Origin of the sequence: Paenibacillus sp. FSL R5-0341, from assembly GCF_037975235.1 — a bacterium.
Lineage (GTDB): Bacteria > Bacillota > Bacilli > Paenibacillales > Paenibacillaceae > Paenibacillus > Paenibacillus amylolyticus_A.
Map to the genome: position 1 here is coordinate 3,373,297 of NZ_CP150241.1, position 17,471 is coordinate 3,390,767.

A 17,471-nucleotide genomic window follows, 5' to 3' on the forward strand; every position below is an offset into this window, starting at 1 on the left:
AACTCCTCCTATATCCTTTAAACTCTACAATAAACCCTTGAGAAATGCCTTTCAAGCATATCTTGATATAAGATATGAGTATTTGCTATATGGTGTATAAACGCTAAACTAAAGAGCGAGGCAAATAGAGAAGAAACTGAAGGGAATGAAGGATATGGATAAGACAAAGGTATGGTTTATTACTGGCGCTGGTCGAGGTATGGGCACAACTATTGCGAAGGCTGCTTTAAATGCTGGACACAAGGTTGTGGCTACCGGCCGGAATCACGATGCGGTGGTTCGTGCGATCGGTGATTCCGAGAATGTAATAGTTGTCCCGTTAGATGTTTGCCAGCCTGCAGATGCACATTCCGCAGTCAAAGCGGCAATTGAACAGTTCGGGGCAATCGATGTACTCGTAAATAATGCGGCACATTTCTGTGGAGGGTATTTTGAGGAACTGACCCCTGATCAGATTGAACATCAGCTACAGGTGGCGTTGGTTGGTTCCATGCACGTTACCCGGGCCATATTACCTGTGATGCGCACCCAACGTTCAGGACATGTTATCTCGATCTCTTCGGGCGCTGGCATTTCAGGATTTGAGTTTAATTCGGCCTATAGTGCAGCGAAATTTGCGCTTGAGGGATGGATGGAGGCACTGACTCCTGAGGTAGCTCCATTCGGTATTTATACGACTATAGTCAATCCCGGATTTTTCCGAACAGAATTTCTTACCGATACATCCTCGACTTTCGCTAAGCCCTCGATTGAGGACTATGATGATCGGAGAGCTGGTCATCTGGAATTTTTCAATAATCAAAACGGGCAGCAGCCTGGAGATCCAAAAAAACTTGCCAATGCTCTCCTTCAAATTGCAAACGAGGCCCAACCGCCGCAACGCTTCATTGCAGGAGCCGACGCGATCGACATTGCAGAGCAAAAAATTGCTGATCTGCAGCTCCAGATCAATGCTTACCGTGATCTGTCGAGGTCCATGGCATATGACGACTAAACGAAACCACCTGCTTGTATTCATTCTGACCTTTGGTGTATTCGGTATATTAAATACGGAAATGGGCGTAATCGGAATCTTGCCTTTGATTGCAGAACATTACCAGGTCAGTATCTCAACCGCTGGTTTAATTGTGAGTCTTTTTGCGCTTGCGGTTGCTGTATCTGGTCCGATTTTACCCTTATTATTTTCGGGCATGAACCGCAAGCATGTCATGTTGATTGTGCTTGGCATTTTTATTGTGGGAAGCCTGGTCTCCGCCATAACATCAAATTTTACAGTATTGGTCATTGCACGTGTCGTTCCGGCCTTTTTCCATCCTGTCTATTGCTCATTGGCATTTACCGTCGCTGCGGCGTCAGTCCCCAAGGAAGAAGCGCCGAAGGCTGTGGCTAAAGTATTTGTTGGCGTGTCAGCAGGCATGGTGCTTGGAGTACCCCTTTCGAGCTTGATTGCTACCAGCACATCGTTGTTCTATGCGATGTTGTTCTTTGCCGCCGTAACAGTCGTCGCATTCGTAGCAACACTTCTGTTCGTGCCCTCAATGCCAGTTACGAAAAGAATCTCGATCGGTACTCAACTGTATGTATTGAGAAGATCCGTGATTTGGCTATCCATTGCTGGTGTGATCTTCATGAACGGAGCCGTATTTGGGGTCTATAGTTACCTTGCCGAGTTTCTGAAAACCGTGACCAGATATGACTGGAACACCGTTAGTGTGATGTTATTTCTATATGGCTTGGCCAATATGGTTGGGAACATGCTGGCAGGGAAACTGCTCGCTAATCACCCGTTAAGAACAGTCAAGATGTATCCAATTGCACTAATTGCTGTTTACATCTTGCTGTTCACCTTCGGACAATTCAGCGTGCCAGCAGCCTTCCTTATTTTCATTTGGGGAATCTTAGGAGGCATAGGGGGCAACATTACTCAATATTGGGTGGTATCTGCAGCACCAGAGGCACCCGAATTGTCGAATGGGATCTTTCTAACCTCTTCCAACCTGGGAACAACACTTGGCGCTAGTGTATGTGGACTAATCTTAACTGGAATAAGTACACAATATATTGTAGTTGGAGGAATCGTATTTCTAATATTTAGTATTGTAACGAATTACTTCAGAATCTCCATGACTGGTCGAATAAAGAGTTCAAATGTCGAAGGATAAGCAGACGAACGTAGTGATCGGCGTTGGAAATTAGCCTTTGGGCATTTTGCTCTCATCCATATACAACAGGTTCCAGCGGTGACCGTCCAGGTCGGCAAATCCCGCGCCGTACATCCAGCCGTCTATTTCACCTGGCTTGCCAAAGATGGTTCCTCCAGCAATCTCTACTTTTTGAATAAATGCATCAACTTCTTCTCTGCTGTCAGCGCCAATGGAAAATATGACTTCTGCGCTTTGGGAAGTATCTGCAATTTTGGCACCTGTAAATTTCTCGAACGTTGCATCCGGAAACAGCAGAATCGTTGTTGAACCTATGACAAGCTGGGCTCTCTCGTTACCAACATTCTCCCCATGGAATCCAATCGCATTGAAAAAGGTAGTGGATTTCACAACATCTTTCACCGGCAGGTTCATCCAGATTTTTTGTGACATGGCTGCAGCCCCCTTATATATACTTTCAACTACGTTTACTATACTCTACTTCTAGCAGGGTTTGAACCCTCAGAGTGTTCTCTATATAATAACCATAACGCTTACCTAACTTACCTAAGTGAGGGATAATTTGAAAGGAAGGTGATGGTGGATGAGCGAACCTTGGGCTGCTTCAATGAGTGGTGTTCCGTGGGATGAGGAAAAAATGAAGAACGCTATCACGCAATTGCGAAACCGCGCTACGATAAGTTTTGTTGTTGGGTTGGACGAAATGCATGATCTACGTCAACTGGATGAACTTGTGTTTGCCAAACGCCCGGATCTGATACTATCTATATCAAACACTGATGCGAAGGGACGTTATACCGAAGAATTTCTGGAGATACTCGCCACATTAAAGCATGTCACCGCTTTGCAGCTGGATCTCAAGCAACCACAAGACCTGAATATACTCGGTGCGATGCAAAGGATGACGTTTCTCACCATTCGCTCGCCCAAAATTCAAAACCTGGATTTCATCCGTAACTTTAAAACCTTAGACTATCTCGCACTTAGTGGGAAATTCGCTGATCTCTCCCCAATCGAGGACTGTATTCGCCTGCGTACCCTTATCCTAAACTGTGCTATTGATCAGCTTGATTTTGTTGTGGACCTGCCGTTCATCGAGTATTTGGCTATCGATCAATGTACATTGAATGGTTCGCTTGAGGTGCTGGCTGAATCAAATATCCGTATGCTGAGATTATCCTCGGTCCGTAATCTAACCCATATTGATGCGCTGGGGGCGCTGCATAATCTAGTCTATCTGCATCTGTCATTACCTAAGATCGAGCGGTTGTGCGACTTTTCAGGGATGAACAATCTCCGTCAGCTAGAATTGGATTTCATGAAATCATTACAGGAGATCGATAACCTGTGGACTGCGGATCAATTAGAGGTACTGGTCTTAAAAGAGATACATAAGGGGATCAAGGCGGAAGCTTTCGAGCGTTTGACCGAAATGCAAAGTTTGCGCCAGGTGGATTTCCGTTATATCGATCACAGCAAAGGACGTATTGCGGCCATGCGTAAACGAATGATAGATGCAGGAAAAGAACACCTTCTCTATGAGAATATCGCTGACGAAGAACGAATACCTTCCACAGGACTGGTGCATCTGTCAAAAATCCTGATGTAAACATGACATGACTACATACTCAGTTATCGGGGTATACAAAATGGTCTGATGGAAGTCGCTATTTTAGCGGCTTTTTTCGTGTCACATGTACATGGATTCGATTGAACATTTTGTTTGAAAATAGCCCTTCATTTGAATGAATATTGATCAATTATACCTTTTTGCCCATCCTGTCTTCACACGTCCATTTTTTCTCGTATAATAACAAAAAAAGATATAAGGGGGAACTCAAATGCTTACAGTTGGATACATTGGCAATGGCAAAAGCACAAATCGATATCATCTTCCTTTCGCGTTGAACCACGATCATGTGAAGGTAAAAACAATATATGCCCGTAACCTGGATAAAACGGAATGGGATCGAGTACCAGATGTACAATACACGAGTGATCTTGATGTCTTGATGAATGACGATGAGATTCAGCTGGTTGTTGTATGTACGCATCCAGAATCACACTTTGATTATGCCAAGACAGCACTGGATCACGGTAAAAATGTGCTTGTTGAGAAACCCTTCATGTTGGACAAGAAGCAAGCTGAAGACATTTTCCAGTACGCCAAGGAGAGAAATCTAATTGTCGAATGTTTTCAAAACAGACGTTATGATTCGAACTTCCTGACCACACAAAAGGTAATCGAATCCGGAAAACTTGGAGAGTTACTGGAAGTAGAAATGCATTATGATTACTATCGTCCTGAAATCCCAAACAACACCAACCATTTTTCCAAATACAACAGTTATCTGTATGGACATGCCAGCCACACGCTTGATCAAGCCATATCCTATTATGGTAAGCCGGAACGCGTTCATTATGATGTCCGTCAGTTGCTGGGCGAAGGCAGAATGAATGATTACTTTGATCTCGATCTGTATTATGGAACGTTAAAAGTATCTATTAAATCGAGTTTCTTCCGTTTAAAACCTCGGCCATGTGCGATCGTTTATGGTAAAAAAGGGGTGTTTGTCAAAGAAACGGAGGATCGTCAGGAAGAGCATCTAAAGTTATTCCACTTGCCTAAGGGTCATCCTGACTTCGGAATCGACCTGCCACAACATTATGGGACCTTAACGTACATGGATGATGAGGGTGTGTACCATGAGGAGAAAGTCGTTTCCGAAAAAGGAGATTATACCCGTGTGTATGACGCTCTCTATCAAGCCATCGTCCATGACAAGGAGAAAGTCGTCAAAGACGAAGAAACGTTAGCTGTTATGGAAATCCTTGAAAAAGGGATTGAAGCCTGCCGCTAAGATAGGCTGGATCTACCCAAATAGATTATATACTCCCTACGGATCTCAATATGTCCGTGGGGGGAACACTTTTAACAAAGAAAAGAAAGCGCTTGCTATAAAGTTTAACAGATGTATGATCGCCAAGAAATGACTGCTCCCACCTAAAACACAACATTTTGAGAGTCTTATACTTGATGAAGGGAGGCATTGGATGATCATCCAAAAAATCTTTAACAATAACGCCATTGTAGCTAAAGATGCGCTCCGGGAAGAGTTTGTAGTTATGGGTAAAGGCGTTGGATTCAAGAAAAGTGTAGGAGACGCGCTCGATGAAAACCTGATCGAAAAACTATTCATTCTGAAACCCAATGAAACGTCAGAAAAATTCAAAACGTTGCTGGAAGATATCCCAACTGACTATGTTTCATTATGTTACGACATTATAGAATACGCCAGAAATAGACTCAAAACGCCCCTCAGTGATTATATTTATGTGACACTTACCGATCACATCAACAACATGATCAAGCTGTATGATGAGGGAATCAAAATTGTAAATCCGTTAACTTGGGAGATTAAGAAGATCTACCCCAAAGAATTCGAGGTAGGTCTGAAGGCACTGGAATTCATTGAAGAATCCATAGGCAAGCGATTTCCTGAAGACGAAGCAGCCAATATTGCACAGCATCTCATTAATCCCAAAGTAAACAGTGAGTATCCCGAGATCGCAGATTTAGGGCGACAATTAGAGAAGATTAATGATATTTTGTCCATCATCCAATATACCTTTAATGTTGTTCTGGATGAAAAAGAGGTAAGTTACGAACGGTTCATTAGCCATCTAAAATTCTTTTTCCAAAGCTTGAATCAGCGGCGAGAAGCGTTGATCGAAGACGATTTCCTGTTTAGACAGATCAGATCCAAATATACCAAAGCATATGAGTGCATGTTGAAAATCGAGAAGTATCTCAATACTACATTATCAGATGAAGATCAATTATATCTCACGATTCACATCGAAAGAATCACACGAAAATCAATTGAATAAAATCTGGGATTGTTACTGGTCATGCAGGCGAGACTCATTGGACAAGGCGTTTTCCGCTTTGTTCCTATGGTCTTGCCTTTTTATTTATATCCAATGTTGGAAGGATGATCACTCATGAAGTATGAGGAATTGGCAAAAGACATTATTTATCATGTTGGTGGAAAAGAGAATGTAGAAAGTCTGGCGCATTGTGTAACTCGTCTGAGGTTCAAACTGAAAGATGAAGGCAAGGCTAACACCGATGTCCTGAAAAATATGGACGGCATCATCACCGTAATGCAAAGCGGAGGACAATATCAAGTCGTAATCGGCAACCATGTTCCTCAGGTTTATGCTGATGTTGTGGCTATAGGCGGACTTCAACTGGACTCCGGACAGTCATCTGGAGAGTCGACCAAAGAAAAAACGAACATTTTCAACACATTTATCGATGTGGTTTCCGGCGTGTTCACCCCGGTGCTTGGCATCTTGGGAGCAACCGGAATGATCAAAGGGTTAACTGCTCTCCTGGTAGCTGTCGGATGGCTCAGTACAACATCAGGAACCCATCAAGTGCTGAGCGCGATAGGTGATTGCCTGTTTTACTTCTTCCCGATCTTCCTCGGATATACGTCAGCGAAGAAGTTTAATGCTAACATTTTCATCGGAATGGCGATAGGTACTTGTCTGGTTTATCCAAGCTTCTCAAGCCTAACCTCAACAGGCCAACCGCTGTACACCGTATTTGGTGGTTCCGTGATTGAATCGTCTGTGTATCTGTCCTTCCTGGGGATTCCGGTTATTCTAATGAATTATGCATCCAGTGTCATTCCAATTATTATTGCGACTTATGTTGCTTCGAAAGTCGAAAGGGTTTTCAAACGAATTATTCCAAATGTTATAAGTAACTTCTTTGTTCCATTCTCCACGTTGCTGGTGGTTGTACCACTGGCACTGATCGCAATCGGGCCGGCTGCGACTTGGGCAGGTCAATTGCTCGGGGCAGGAACGATGTTCCTCTATAACTTGAGTCCGGTCATCGCGACAACTTTGCTCAATGGATTCTGGCAGGTGTTTACTATTTTTGGCGTACAGTGGGGATTAGTACCGATTGCTTTCAACAATCTTGCCATACTGAAGTACGATCCAATGATCATTACCGCTTCCGTGCTTACTGTATTCTCACAAGTCGGTGTGGTACTGGCTATTTTAATTAAAACCAAAAACAAGAAATTGAAATCCTTGTCCATTCCTGCCATTATCTCGGGTATCTTTGGGGTATCAGAGCCTGCAATTTACGGGATTACGTTACCGCTCAAAAGACCGTTTATTATGGGATGTATTGCAGCGGCTGTCGGCGGTGGTATTACCGGCCTAATGGGAACCAAAGCATATATGGTTGGTGGTATGGGAATCGTTGCTTTTCCAAGCTTTATTAGCCCAGAAGGAATCGACAGCGGATTCTATGGCATGATTCTTGGCTCTCTTGTGAGCTTCGGTCTGGGATTCTTGCTCACGTTCTTCCGTGGATTTAAAGATCCTGAGCAAACGAACAGCAATCAAGATGGCGATGGAAAAGGTAGTGCTGGCAACGAGGTAGCAGTTAAGCATGACATCGTACAAAGTCCGATGAAAGGTAACATTATTGCTCTAAGCGAAGTTAAGGATGAGGCATTCTCCAGCGGTGCGCTTGGTAAGGGGGTAGCCATTGAGCCAACTGAAGGCAAAGTATACTCACCCATCGACGGGGTACTTACGAATGTGTTCCCATCCGGTCATGCCATTGGCATAACAAGTGCACACGGCATTGAAATTCTTATTCATGTCGGAAAGGATACGGTAAAGCTGAAGGGGAAACATTTCACACCCAAAGTGAAACAGGGAGAAGCCGTTAAACAAGGAGAACTTCTATTGGAATTCGACATGAATGAGATTAAAGAAGCTGGATTCAGTCTAATCACACCTGTTATTGTGACCAACTCGGGTGATTACCTGGATGTCATTGAAACGGAGAAAACAAGTGTCACGTATCATGATCATTTGCTTAAGGTCGTGAACTAATGAGCGTATTTAAAAACGGATTTATGTGGGGCGGTTCAGTTTCCAGCATGCAAGTGGAGGGAGCTTGGGATGAAGATGGCAAAGGTCTTACCGTGTATGATGCGAGTCAGATGAAAAGCAATGCCGAGACTGCTTCGGATTGGAAAGTTGCCATTGATTTTTATCACCGTTACAAAGAGGATATTGCTCTGTTTGCAGAAATGGGCTTTACAGCTTATCGATTTTCACTCAGCTGGGCGCGCATTTTGCCGGATGGAGAGGGGATCGTGAACGAAGCAGGGTTACAATTTTATGATCGTGTCATAGATGAGTTATTAAAATATAACATTGAACCTGTAGTATGCTTGTACCATTTTGACATGCCGCTTACTCTGGCGAATAAATATGGAGGTTGGCAGTCACGGCAAATGTTCGAGGCCTTCAAAGCCTACGCTCAAATCGTGATCGAGCGCTTCGGTACACGCGTGAAATATTATATTCCTTTTAACGAACAGAATGCAGCCGTGTCCATCCAGATGAAGAATCTGGAAGAGCTTATCCCGCAATCACACATGCAACATACGGCCGCAGCGGTGCAACATCATATGTTCATGGCTTCGGCAGCAGTACGAAACATCGCACGGGAGTATGCACCGCACGCGATGGTAGGGGGCATGGTTAATTTTGCACCCTTTTACCCTTCGACCAGTAAACCGGAAGATGTACTAACCGCTCAGAAGGCGAATCGCAGATATAATTACCGGATGTTAGATGTATTTGCGAATGGCGAGTACCCGGCAGATCAACTGCATGAATGGCGCTTGAATGAGGTAACACCGCCCTTTCAGGAGGGCGATCTCTCTTATTTGAAAGAGGGCAAGATGGACTTTCTGGCTCACAGTTACTATCAATCCTTAACGATTCAGAGTGGTATGGAAGTGACTATCGAATCCATTTGGGACTTTTTTCTTGGAGGGAAATCACTAAACAATGCATATTTGAAAACAAGCGAATGGGGCTGGGCTATTGATCCGGTTGGTCTGCGGCTTACGGTCAAAGAGATATATGACAACTATAAGTTACCGGTATTCACCATAGAGTGTGGAATTGGCGTCAAAGAAGAGCTGGATGAGAATGATACGGTGCTAGACGATTATCGCATAGCCTATTTTCGCGAACATATTGAGCAACTCAGACTAGCAGTTTCTCAGGACGGCGTAGATCTGATGGGCTTTCTCACATGGGGACCTATCGATATATTAAGCTCACAAGGTGAAATGAAGAAGCGTTACGGGTTTATTTATGTCAATCGCACCGAAACAGATCTGAGAGATTTGAAGCGTTACAAGAAGACAAGTTACAACTGGTTTAGAGAGGTTATTTCCAGTAATGGAGAAGACCTGGAATGAATAAATGAATGAACGAAATGATCATGTGGTTACGACCGTTCTCTGGAATACTTCCGGAAAACGGTCATTTGTTTTGTTTGGATGCACTATTGCTTAAATGAATGTTCCACCGAACGGCTCACTTTCTCAATAAATTGAGCTATTTCTTGCGGAGTTTCCTTCATCCCATGTTTAATCCAATTTTTAATGACTGCTGCACTGCCGCTCGAAATGAATGAATAGTATGATTCAAGCGTATTCACATCCATGTGAGGCATTTGTTCCCTCCATACTTCAATACTTCGATCATGCAAAATATAGATCACCCGTTCCAAATAATCTCCATTCCCATGATCAGAGAACAGGATGGTACACAGGTCACTGTTATCAGCAATATGTTCGCAGATTTCAACGAATGAACTTTTAACATGTCCATCATCCAGTATAGAACGTTCTATAAGCTCCTTAATAACCGCAAAAAATGATTCTTCAATGCTTGAAAGCAAATGAACTGGAGAATGATAGTGCATATAGAACGTATTACGATTAAGATTCGCTTGTCTACATAAGTCAGTCACGGTAATTTTGTTAATTGGACGCTCTTTCATAAGTGCTAAGAGACTTTCTCTTAATACCATTTTGCTATATTGAATTCTGCGGTCTTCTTGCATTCCCCTTAATTACCCTCCTAATGATGCAAAATCATCGAGCTAACAGACATAATCCGTTGTTTCGTTCGTTAACTATCATTTGTTATCGAACTGCCTGTTGTTTATCGAACAGTGTGTACATATACTATAACCAGAGTAACAGATTATTACCTTTTGGAGGAACAATTAATGAAAGTAACCTATGCAATGATAGATAAAGAATTACGTCTGAAAGGTAGGATTTTGAACATCTTAATGAGTCCCTCAAGTGAAGACCGATTCTTAAAAGATATGCTCAAAAGAAAAAAACAAATTGAAAAACGAAAAGGGAAGCATCTGGAAGGGATGCACTGTCGGGAAGAATGGATTGAACGTAAAGACGGATCTAAACAGCGTATGCTTATCTATAGACCTCATCATGTCCAAGAAAACCTTCCGGGTATTCTTTGGTTACATGGAGGAGGCTACGCACAGGGAATACCAGAACTGTTCGAAAACATGTACCAAAAGTTAATGGGCACAAGTAATTGTGTTATTATCGCGCCGGATTATCGTTTATCTATTGAAGCACCGTATCCAGCAGCGTTAGAGGATAGCTATGACGCTCTTCTATGGATGAAGCAGCATGCCAAGGAGCTGGGAATTCGGAGCAATCAACTTATGGTAGGTGGGGAAAGTGCAGGAGGAGGGTTAACCGCAGCTCTTACTCTCTATGCGAGAGATCAGGGGGAAGTGAATATCGCATTTCAAATGCCGCTGTACCCCATGATCGATGACAGAATGATCACTGAATCAGCCCAAGATAATAATGCCCCCATATGGAACTCTGACATGAATGAATGGGCTTGGAAGCTGTACCTCGGAGAGAATTACGGAAAAGAGGTATCTCCTTATGCGTCAGCTGCAAGAGCTACCGATTATAGTAACCTTCCACCCACAGTGACTTTCGTCGGTGATGTGGAACCTTTCCGGGATGAAACGATCGAATACGTTAAGCAATTAAAAGAAGCCGGCATTCCCGTTGAATTCACGCTATATAAAGGCTGTTACCATGGATTTGATATCATTAATCCCAAAGCCAAGGTAAGCCAGGAAGCCACTTTATTCTTAATGAAATCTTACAAGTATGCAGTAGAGCATTATTTTACCGAGCAACATGCCACACTTGAATAGCGGGATGTATGTCTGGAATGGAAACAAACCAAAAGAGCAATCTCCAATGAGGTTGCTCTTTTGGTCATGGCTTATTTTGCCTAACGATGTATACACAGTTTCTTCCTCCGGCTAAAATGTATTCTCCTCGTTCAATATGAACATTATCGCCTAAAACCGTTTTGAATAAATGTAATTCATTCTTGCATAACCCGGTACATACCGCTGCCGCTTCACAGATGGGACAATGCTTCTCAATGAGTAGAAGACTGCCATCATCCTGCTCCTTAACCTCAGCCATATAACCCTCATTAGTACGAATCTCGGCCAATTTCTCCAATCTCTCTCTAACATCCGATGCATCGCCAAGGTGCTGAAGATATTGTTCTTGCATATTTTTATTTCGCACATCCAGCAGCTTGTCCAGCCCTTCATGACCAAAAGCTTCTTTCATCGAATTGATGAGGCTGACGGATAAATCCGAATAGCCGCTTGGGAAAAAACGATTAGCCGCAGGAGTTAATATCCATAGCTTGGTGGGGCGACCCATGGGACGGGCCTCTTCCACAGTGGTAACCAATCCTTCTTCTTTTAGCGCATTCAGATGTTGCCGAATAGCCATTCCAGATAACGAAAACTGAGTGGAGAGTGCCATAACATCCATTCCCCCGCGCTCCTTTAACAGATCAATAATTGCTCTCCGGGTACTGGTCGAGACATCCTTTTTGGTTTGATTTCCGCTCATACTGTACCTCCTTTTGAAGCAATTGAATCTACATCACTCCCTACATTTTAAACAAAAATGTTGACAAAGTCAAAGCCGAACTGTAGCTTAGACATTATAAACAAAAATGTTTACTAAGTATCCGGATACGATGTATACATACCAATTTTCTTGGAGGTCACATGTCATGTCGTCTAATCATCAAAGTATTTTCAGCCCGCGTTATTTTGCACTGTCCATAGGAATCATTTTGTCAGTGATGGCCGTTGGATTCGAAGGTCTATCTGTCACCACCATTGCTCCTTCGATTGCTGGAGACTTGAACGGCCTTAGCTTGTTCGGGTGGATATTCAGTACATACCTGCTTGCGCAGATTATCGGCACGCTGGTCGTCGGTCGGATCATTGATAAAAGAGGACCTGCAGCACCGTTCACTTTTGCACTTCTGTTGTTTATCGTAGGGCTGATCGCTGCCGCAACCGCAGGCGATATGTATACCATGATAGGATCACGGGCCCTTCAGGGTTTGGGTGCCGGAGCTATGATGACTTGTGTATATACGGCTATATCGTTAAGTTACCCGGATGAGTTACGTGCCAAAATTCTTGGAGCATTTGGTACTGCCTATGTTCTTCCGTCCATGCTCGGTCCATATGTAGCCGGTCTTATCGCAGATCAGTGGTCCTGGCGCTTTGTTTTCTGGGGGATCTTACCCGTGCTGGTGGTTTCAGCATTGCTTAGTTTACCTGCCTTTAGGAAATTGAAAGTGCAGAAGACGGGAGGGGATACCGGATCTTCATCCACTTGGATGGCGCTACTCTTAACGTTAGGTACAGGGATTTTCCTGGTTGGTTTAAGTATGCTTCCGAGCATTATGGGATTTGTTTTAGTCGTAATTGGCCTAGTATTGATGTTATTTCCGCTCCGTAAATTGCTACCGAAGGGAACACTTACGTTGCGAAGAGGTATGCCAGCAATTCTGGCAACACGTGGGTTGTTCTTCGCTGCCTATACCAGCACACAGAATTTCCTGGTATTAGCTCTAATCGACGTGAAAGGAATTACACCTTCACAGGCCGGATTAATTGTCGCGAGTGCTGCATTAAGTTGGTGTATCATTGCGTATCTGCAAGGACGGTGGGATGCGGCAGATCAGGGCCGTGGACGTCATATGAGAATTATTCTCGGGGTAGGGCTGCTTGCCATAGGGATTGCCATCGTATTTTGGGTACCTGTTGTGACAGTTACCATTGCAGTCATTGGTCAGATCATTGCAGGAGTCGGTATTGGATTGGCGCATCCGATTAGCGGTGTTGTCGCATTTTCCCAAACGGGGGAGGAAGGCGTAGGCCAGACCTCGGCCAATCTGCAATTTGCAGATTCATTTACACCGGGGGTAGTGATCGGTATTGGTGGTTCCATCCTTGTAGTGTGTCAGGCTGGCGGTATGTCACTTCAATCCGGCTTAATTGTAGCCATGGGGTTCCATCTCTTGTTGATCGTCATGAGTATCATTGCCAGCACTCGGATCTCACCACGCAGATGAATATGAAAGTGGGTGTACAGACCATTGTTCACTGAAGATCCGAATAAACTATTTACAGCTTATCGCATCATCGGAACGAAATGGACCATCCATATTTTATGCACTCTTTCTCAAGGTCCGAAGAAATTCGGTGAAATTTGCGATAACATTCCTTCCATTTCCGAAATGATCCTCTCCAGACGTTTAAAGGGTCTTCAACATGATCATTTGGTCAAAAGAACAATACGGACACGCCCTACACAAATTATTTATGAACTTACGCCAAAAGGAGCTGCTCTTGCAGCATTCATACCTTGTCTAATGGACTGGGATACCAAATTTCAAAATGATACCACCGGGAGGAATAAAAATGATCATTGAGGTCAGTGATACAGCATCGGACAAAATCGTTGAGATCTTATCAAGTGCGGATATCCAAAATGCCTTCCTTAGAGTAGGCGTTGATGAAGGGGGATGCAGTGGATTATCTTATACCCTTATCGTGGATGAGCAGCAGGCAGAAGAAGACATTGTGTTAAATAAAAAGCAATTTAGGATATTGGTTCACGCAAACAGTATTCCATATATTGATGGTCTTGAGATTGACTATGAAGAGAGCGGAATGTTAGGCGGATTCACGATGAATAATCCAAATGCCAAAGTTTCGTGTGGATGCGGGGCCAGTTTCAGAATGGCCAATTATCGTGGCGAAGTGAAAAAATGTGACTGAACTGAAGGAAGGAGTGCAGAGCAATGATCTCATTTGTAATATCTGACCAAGCGATCAATTCATTTAAGAATGAATGGGAATTGGAAGAGGGCCAATATGTAAGGATTTATGCAAAATATGTTGGAGGAGGCTCCGATGCTTTTACAATTGGCATAAATGCGAGTGCTACACCGGTCGATCCCGCATTGGTTCAATCCATTGGAGGATTTCATTTCTTTGTTGAAAAAACAGATGCCTGGATTCTGGAGGATGAACTTCTCCAAATTGACTGTAATGAAAATGGCATATTTTCAAGCAAAATCTCCTATTGAACATGGGAACCCTATTCTAGACCATAATCTTACTTTTTAAACATTGAACTTTACAAAGTATAACGCTTCATGTATATTCAGGAAGTTAAAAGGTTTATTTTACCATAATATCCATCAAATTAAGGAGGTGTGGGAGACAAACAATAATCAAATTGGGATTTTTGATGCTCAATACAGGGCAACTACAATTGGTATTATGCTGGTTCTGGCAACCGTAGCTTTCGAAGGACTGGCTATCACAACGATTGCCGCGAAAATGGCACAAAGTTTAGAGGGCATCCATTTATACGGTTGGATCTTCAGTGCATTTTTGTTATCTCAGCTTATTGGAACTTTGGTTATGGGTCAGCAGGTTGACAAGCGCGGCGTTTTTACATCTATGCTGATATCTTTTAGTGTTTTTGTATTAGGAACTGTGGTCTCCGCTATTTCTTTCGATATGCACATGCTTATTGCGGGAAGAGCCCTTCAAGGTTTTGGAGCGGGGGCCCTGATCACATGTGTTTATACCTGTGTGACATTACATTATCCAGATACACTTCGTACTCAAATCCTGGCCGCATTCTCTATGGCATTTGTCCTACCAACCTTAATCGGACCTTATGCAGCAGGCCTTATTGCTTCCTACATCTCGTGGCGATATGTTTTCTGGATCGTTTTACCCTTGATTGGAATAGCGTTGAGTCTCACATTCCGTTCTTTCCGTAATTTGCAGCTTCAGCAAGATCTGTCAGGTCCAGCGCGAGCAACCGACTCAAAGATTATGTACGCGATTCTGCTTGCCGTTGGAACGGGGCTGTTACTCACAGGACTTGGTATGATAACCGATTGGAAAGGTATAGTACTCACTTTGGCTGGATTAGTCATCATGATCACACCAATGCGTAAATTGCTGCCTGTGGGCACTTTTTCGGTAAAAAAAGGATTGCCTGCTACTTTGGTATCGAGAGGGCTATATGTTGCTTGTTATTTTACAACGGAAAGTTTTGTGATCTTGGCGCTAACCGAAGTGAAGGGGTTATCAGCTGACCTTGCTGGCCTCATCGTAGCAGCAGGTTCTCTGAGCTGGTCCGCCGCAGCGTGGTTACAAGCCAAGCTTGATGCACGAGATCAAGGTCGTGCCCGAAAGGGTAGGGTCATGACGGGCATTGGGATTATGATCGTTGGAACTGCACTTGTGATCCTGGCTCTTATTTTGACGGACGACGGGATTATGCTCATCCTTCTTTCACAAATGATTACAGGGTTTGGTGTTGGATTGGCCAACCCTACAACGGCAGCGATTGCTTTACAACATGCCTTGCCCAGGAAAGAGGGAGAAATGTCCGCGAATCTGCAATTTGTGGATTCCTTCTATATGGGAGTAAGCATTGGCGTTGGTGGCGCTCTGATTGCCTTGTCCGAAACGTTACAGTGGGGCATATCGACAGGGGTCTTGATCGTGTTAACACTGCAATTACTATGGGTCTTGTTAAGTTTATTAGCATCACTACGAATTACCCAACTCGTTCATCAAGAACATCATCCAATCAGCCAAGTGAAGGATAACATCTCCATGTAACGGATGACGACCGCGTCGTTAAATACATCACGAAGAACGGGGGGACTAATTGCATTGGGAGGTGGGTAAGATGGCACGTGTATTAGTAGTCATTACTCCGGCTGAAGGACATGTGAATCCATCGTTAGGATTAGTTACTCAATTGATAGACAATGGTGAGGAAGTCATCTATGTGTGCACGGAGGAGTACCGTTCCCGAATTGAACAAACCGGTGCCCAGATACTTACCTATCCATTTCCACAAGATGCCTTCTCTCATGATCCGGTGTTGAAACCCCAGGAGTATAAGCATTCTTATCAGTTCACCTATATGATGGTAAGTATTATCCGGAGGATCATCCCCAATGTGCTGCAGGTGGTAGAGGATCAAAAGTTCGATTATATGATCTTTGATTCCCTGATGGGATGGGGAGGGACTATTCTTGCAGAAAAACTGGGAATTCCTGCGGTGTGCTCGATTGCGTCCTTTGCTTTTGTGGAGCCTCTGGGATCTAACTCAGGTCTGAATGAGACGGAGACAAAGGAGCTTTATGAGGCTACGATGAAGATAACAACGGAGTTAGCCGAAGAGTTTCAAGTGAGTATTCCAGCCATGGAAGAGATTCCGGCCCATGCAGGTCAGTTAAAGCTCGTGTACACCAGCCGTTATTTTCAGCCGCAGGCAGAAAAGCTGGATGATCGTTTTATTTTCACGGGTCCTTCGATCATAACACGTCAAGATGCTCCTGCCTTCTCGTTCGAGCTGCTTCGTGAACAGTACCCACAAACCGTGTACATTGCTATGGGTACGATCTTAAATAAAAACTTGGATTTCTATCAGCTTTGCTTTGAAGCATTAGGGGATCTACCCGTAAATGTTGTTCTATCTTCAGGAAAATACACGGATATGGAGCCGCTGGCGGAACAAATTCCTCCTAACTTTATCGTCAAGCCATACATTGCCCAGTTGGACATGCTGCAGCATACAGATGTTTTTATTACACATGCTGGAATGAACAGCACGAGTGAGGCTTTATATTACAACGTTCCGATGGTAATGATTCCATTAACATCGGATCAGCCTCTTGTCGCCAATCGGGTACAGGAGTTGGGCGCGGGGATTACTTTAAATAAACATAACCTCAGTGCAACTAATTTGAGAGAGGCATTAACAGAAGTACTACACAATTCGCAATATAAACGGCAGGCTTACCTCATCGGTGAATCTTTACGCCAGGCTGGCGGTTACAAGCGAGCTGCTGAATTGATCATGAATCTTATGGGTTCAGGAGTAGAACTTTATGAATTTTGATATAGCAGCCAGCTTCATTTAGGCATTAAAAATAGACGATCCTGTTAATCCAGGGTCGTCTATTTTT

Annotated in this window: 17 protein-coding genes; 14 read left to right on the forward strand and 3 right to left on the reverse strand. The window is 43.6% G+C overall.

What is annotated here, in order from left to right; genetic code table 11:
- Positions 1-154 precede the first annotated feature (154 nt).
- Both MKX75_RS15080 and MKX75_RS15085 read left to right on the forward strand, forming a co-directional pair.
- Positions 155-994, forward strand: a complete 840-nt coding sequence (locus MKX75_RS15080) for an SDR family NAD(P)-dependent oxidoreductase (protein ID WP_339165865.1) — start codon at positions 155-157, stop codon at positions 992-994.
- Positions 984-2,162, forward strand: a complete 1,179-nt coding sequence (locus MKX75_RS15085) for an MFS transporter (RefSeq protein ID WP_339165866.1) — start codon at positions 984-986, stop codon at positions 2,160-2,162. The genes MKX75_RS15080 and MKX75_RS15085 overlap by 11 nt, the downstream gene beginning before the upstream one ends.
- Positions 2,163-2,192: 30 nt before the next feature.
- On the opposite strand, the gene MKX75_RS15090 is transcribed toward MKX75_RS15085, so the two are convergent.
- On the reverse strand, positions 2,193-2,594 hold the full coding sequence (locus MKX75_RS15090; RefSeq protein ID WP_339165867.1) for an extradiol dioxygenase: 402 nt from the start codon (positions 2,592-2,594) through the stop codon (positions 2,193-2,195).
- 151 nt (positions 2,595-2,745) lie between these two features.
- Here MKX75_RS15090 and MKX75_RS15095 point away from each other — a divergent pair, with 151 nt between their 5' ends.
- The 5 genes from MKX75_RS15095 to MKX75_RS15115 all read left to right on the forward strand — a co-directional run bounded on the left by MKX75_RS15095 (position 2,746) and on the right by MKX75_RS15115 (position 9,481).
- A complete protein-coding gene (locus MKX75_RS15095; protein WP_339165868.1) occupies positions 2,746-3,771 on the forward strand; it encodes a hypothetical protein in 1,026 nt (341 codons plus the stop codon).
- A gap of 232 nt (positions 3,772-4,003) precedes the next feature.
- On the forward strand, positions 4,004-5,023 hold the full coding sequence (locus MKX75_RS15100) for a Gfo/Idh/MocA family oxidoreductase (RefSeq protein ID WP_339165869.1): 1,020 nt from the start codon (positions 4,004-4,006) through the stop codon (positions 5,021-5,023).
- 193 nt (positions 5,024-5,216) lie between these two features.
- Complete coding sequence (locus MKX75_RS15105) at positions 5,217-6,053, forward strand: PRD domain-containing protein (RefSeq protein WP_339165870.1); 837 nt, start codon at positions 5,217-5,219, stop codon at positions 6,051-6,053.
- A gap of 114 nt (positions 6,054-6,167) precedes the next feature.
- Entirely contained in the window at positions 6,168-8,093 is a 1,926-nt protein-coding gene (locus MKX75_RS15110) for a beta-glucoside-specific PTS transporter subunit IIABC (RefSeq protein ID WP_339165871.1), read from the forward strand.
- On the forward strand, positions 8,093-9,481 hold the full coding sequence (locus tag MKX75_RS15115) for a glycoside hydrolase family 1 protein (RefSeq protein WP_339165872.1): 1,389 nt from the start codon (positions 8,093-8,095) through the stop codon (positions 9,479-9,481). The genes MKX75_RS15110 and MKX75_RS15115 overlap by 1 nt, the downstream gene beginning before the upstream one ends.
- Before the next feature lie 86 nt (positions 9,482-9,567).
- Here the strand turns inward: MKX75_RS15115 and MKX75_RS15120 are convergent, their stop codons facing one another.
- Complete coding sequence (locus MKX75_RS15120) at positions 9,568-10,131, reverse strand: TetR-like C-terminal domain-containing protein (protein ID WP_339165873.1); 564 nt, start codon at positions 10,129-10,131, stop codon at positions 9,568-9,570.
- 168 nt (positions 10,132-10,299) lie between these two features.
- On the opposite strand from MKX75_RS15120, the gene MKX75_RS15125 reads away from it, so the two are divergent.
- On the forward strand, positions 10,300-11,283 hold the full coding sequence (locus tag MKX75_RS15125; RefSeq protein WP_339165874.1) for an alpha/beta hydrolase: 984 nt from the start codon (positions 10,300-10,302) through the stop codon (positions 11,281-11,283).
- Between the two features lie 64 nt (positions 11,284-11,347).
- On the opposite strand, the gene MKX75_RS15130 is transcribed toward MKX75_RS15125, so the two are convergent.
- The gene (locus tag MKX75_RS15130; RefSeq protein ID WP_145148008.1) at positions 11,348-12,007 is read right to left on the reverse strand and encodes a metalloregulator ArsR/SmtB family transcription factor; all 660 of its coding nucleotides are present in this window, start codon (positions 12,005-12,007) and stop codon (positions 11,348-11,350) included.
- A gap of 166 nt (positions 12,008-12,173) precedes the next feature.
- Between MKX75_RS15130 and MKX75_RS15135 the strand changes: the two genes are divergently transcribed.
- From MKX75_RS15135 to MKX75_RS15160, 6 genes are all read left to right on the forward strand, one after another.
- Complete coding sequence (locus MKX75_RS15135; protein WP_100527892.1) at positions 12,174-13,532, forward strand: MFS transporter; 1,359 nt, start codon at positions 12,174-12,176, stop codon at positions 13,530-13,532.
- A gap of 24 nt (positions 13,533-13,556) precedes the next feature.
- Entirely contained in the window at positions 13,557-13,892 is a 336-nt protein-coding gene (locus MKX75_RS15140) for a winged helix-turn-helix transcriptional regulator (RefSeq protein ID WP_264926484.1), read from the forward strand.
- Entirely contained in the window at positions 13,882-14,241 is a 360-nt protein-coding gene (locus MKX75_RS15145) for an iron-sulfur cluster assembly accessory protein (protein ID WP_100527894.1), read from the forward strand. Before MKX75_RS15140 ends, MKX75_RS15145 begins: the two co-directional genes overlap by 11 nt.
- A 23-nt stretch (positions 14,242-14,264) precedes the next feature.
- Positions 14,265-14,552, forward strand: coding sequence for a Fe-S cluster assembly protein HesB (locus MKX75_RS15150; RefSeq protein ID WP_100527895.1), 288 nt, complete (start codon positions 14,265-14,267; stop codon positions 14,550-14,552).
- Positions 14,553-14,748: 196 nt separating this feature from the next.
- Complete coding sequence (locus MKX75_RS15155; RefSeq protein WP_339170482.1) at positions 14,749-16,113, forward strand: MFS transporter; 1,365 nt, start codon at positions 14,749-14,751, stop codon at positions 16,111-16,113.
- Positions 16,114-16,183: 70 nt separating this feature from the next.
- Positions 16,184-17,404 (forward strand): macrolide family glycosyltransferase, encoded by a 1,221-nt coding sequence (locus MKX75_RS15160; protein WP_145148016.1) that lies wholly within the window; start codon positions 16,184-16,186, stop codon positions 17,402-17,404.
- Positions 17,405-17,471: the final 67 nt, after the last annotated feature.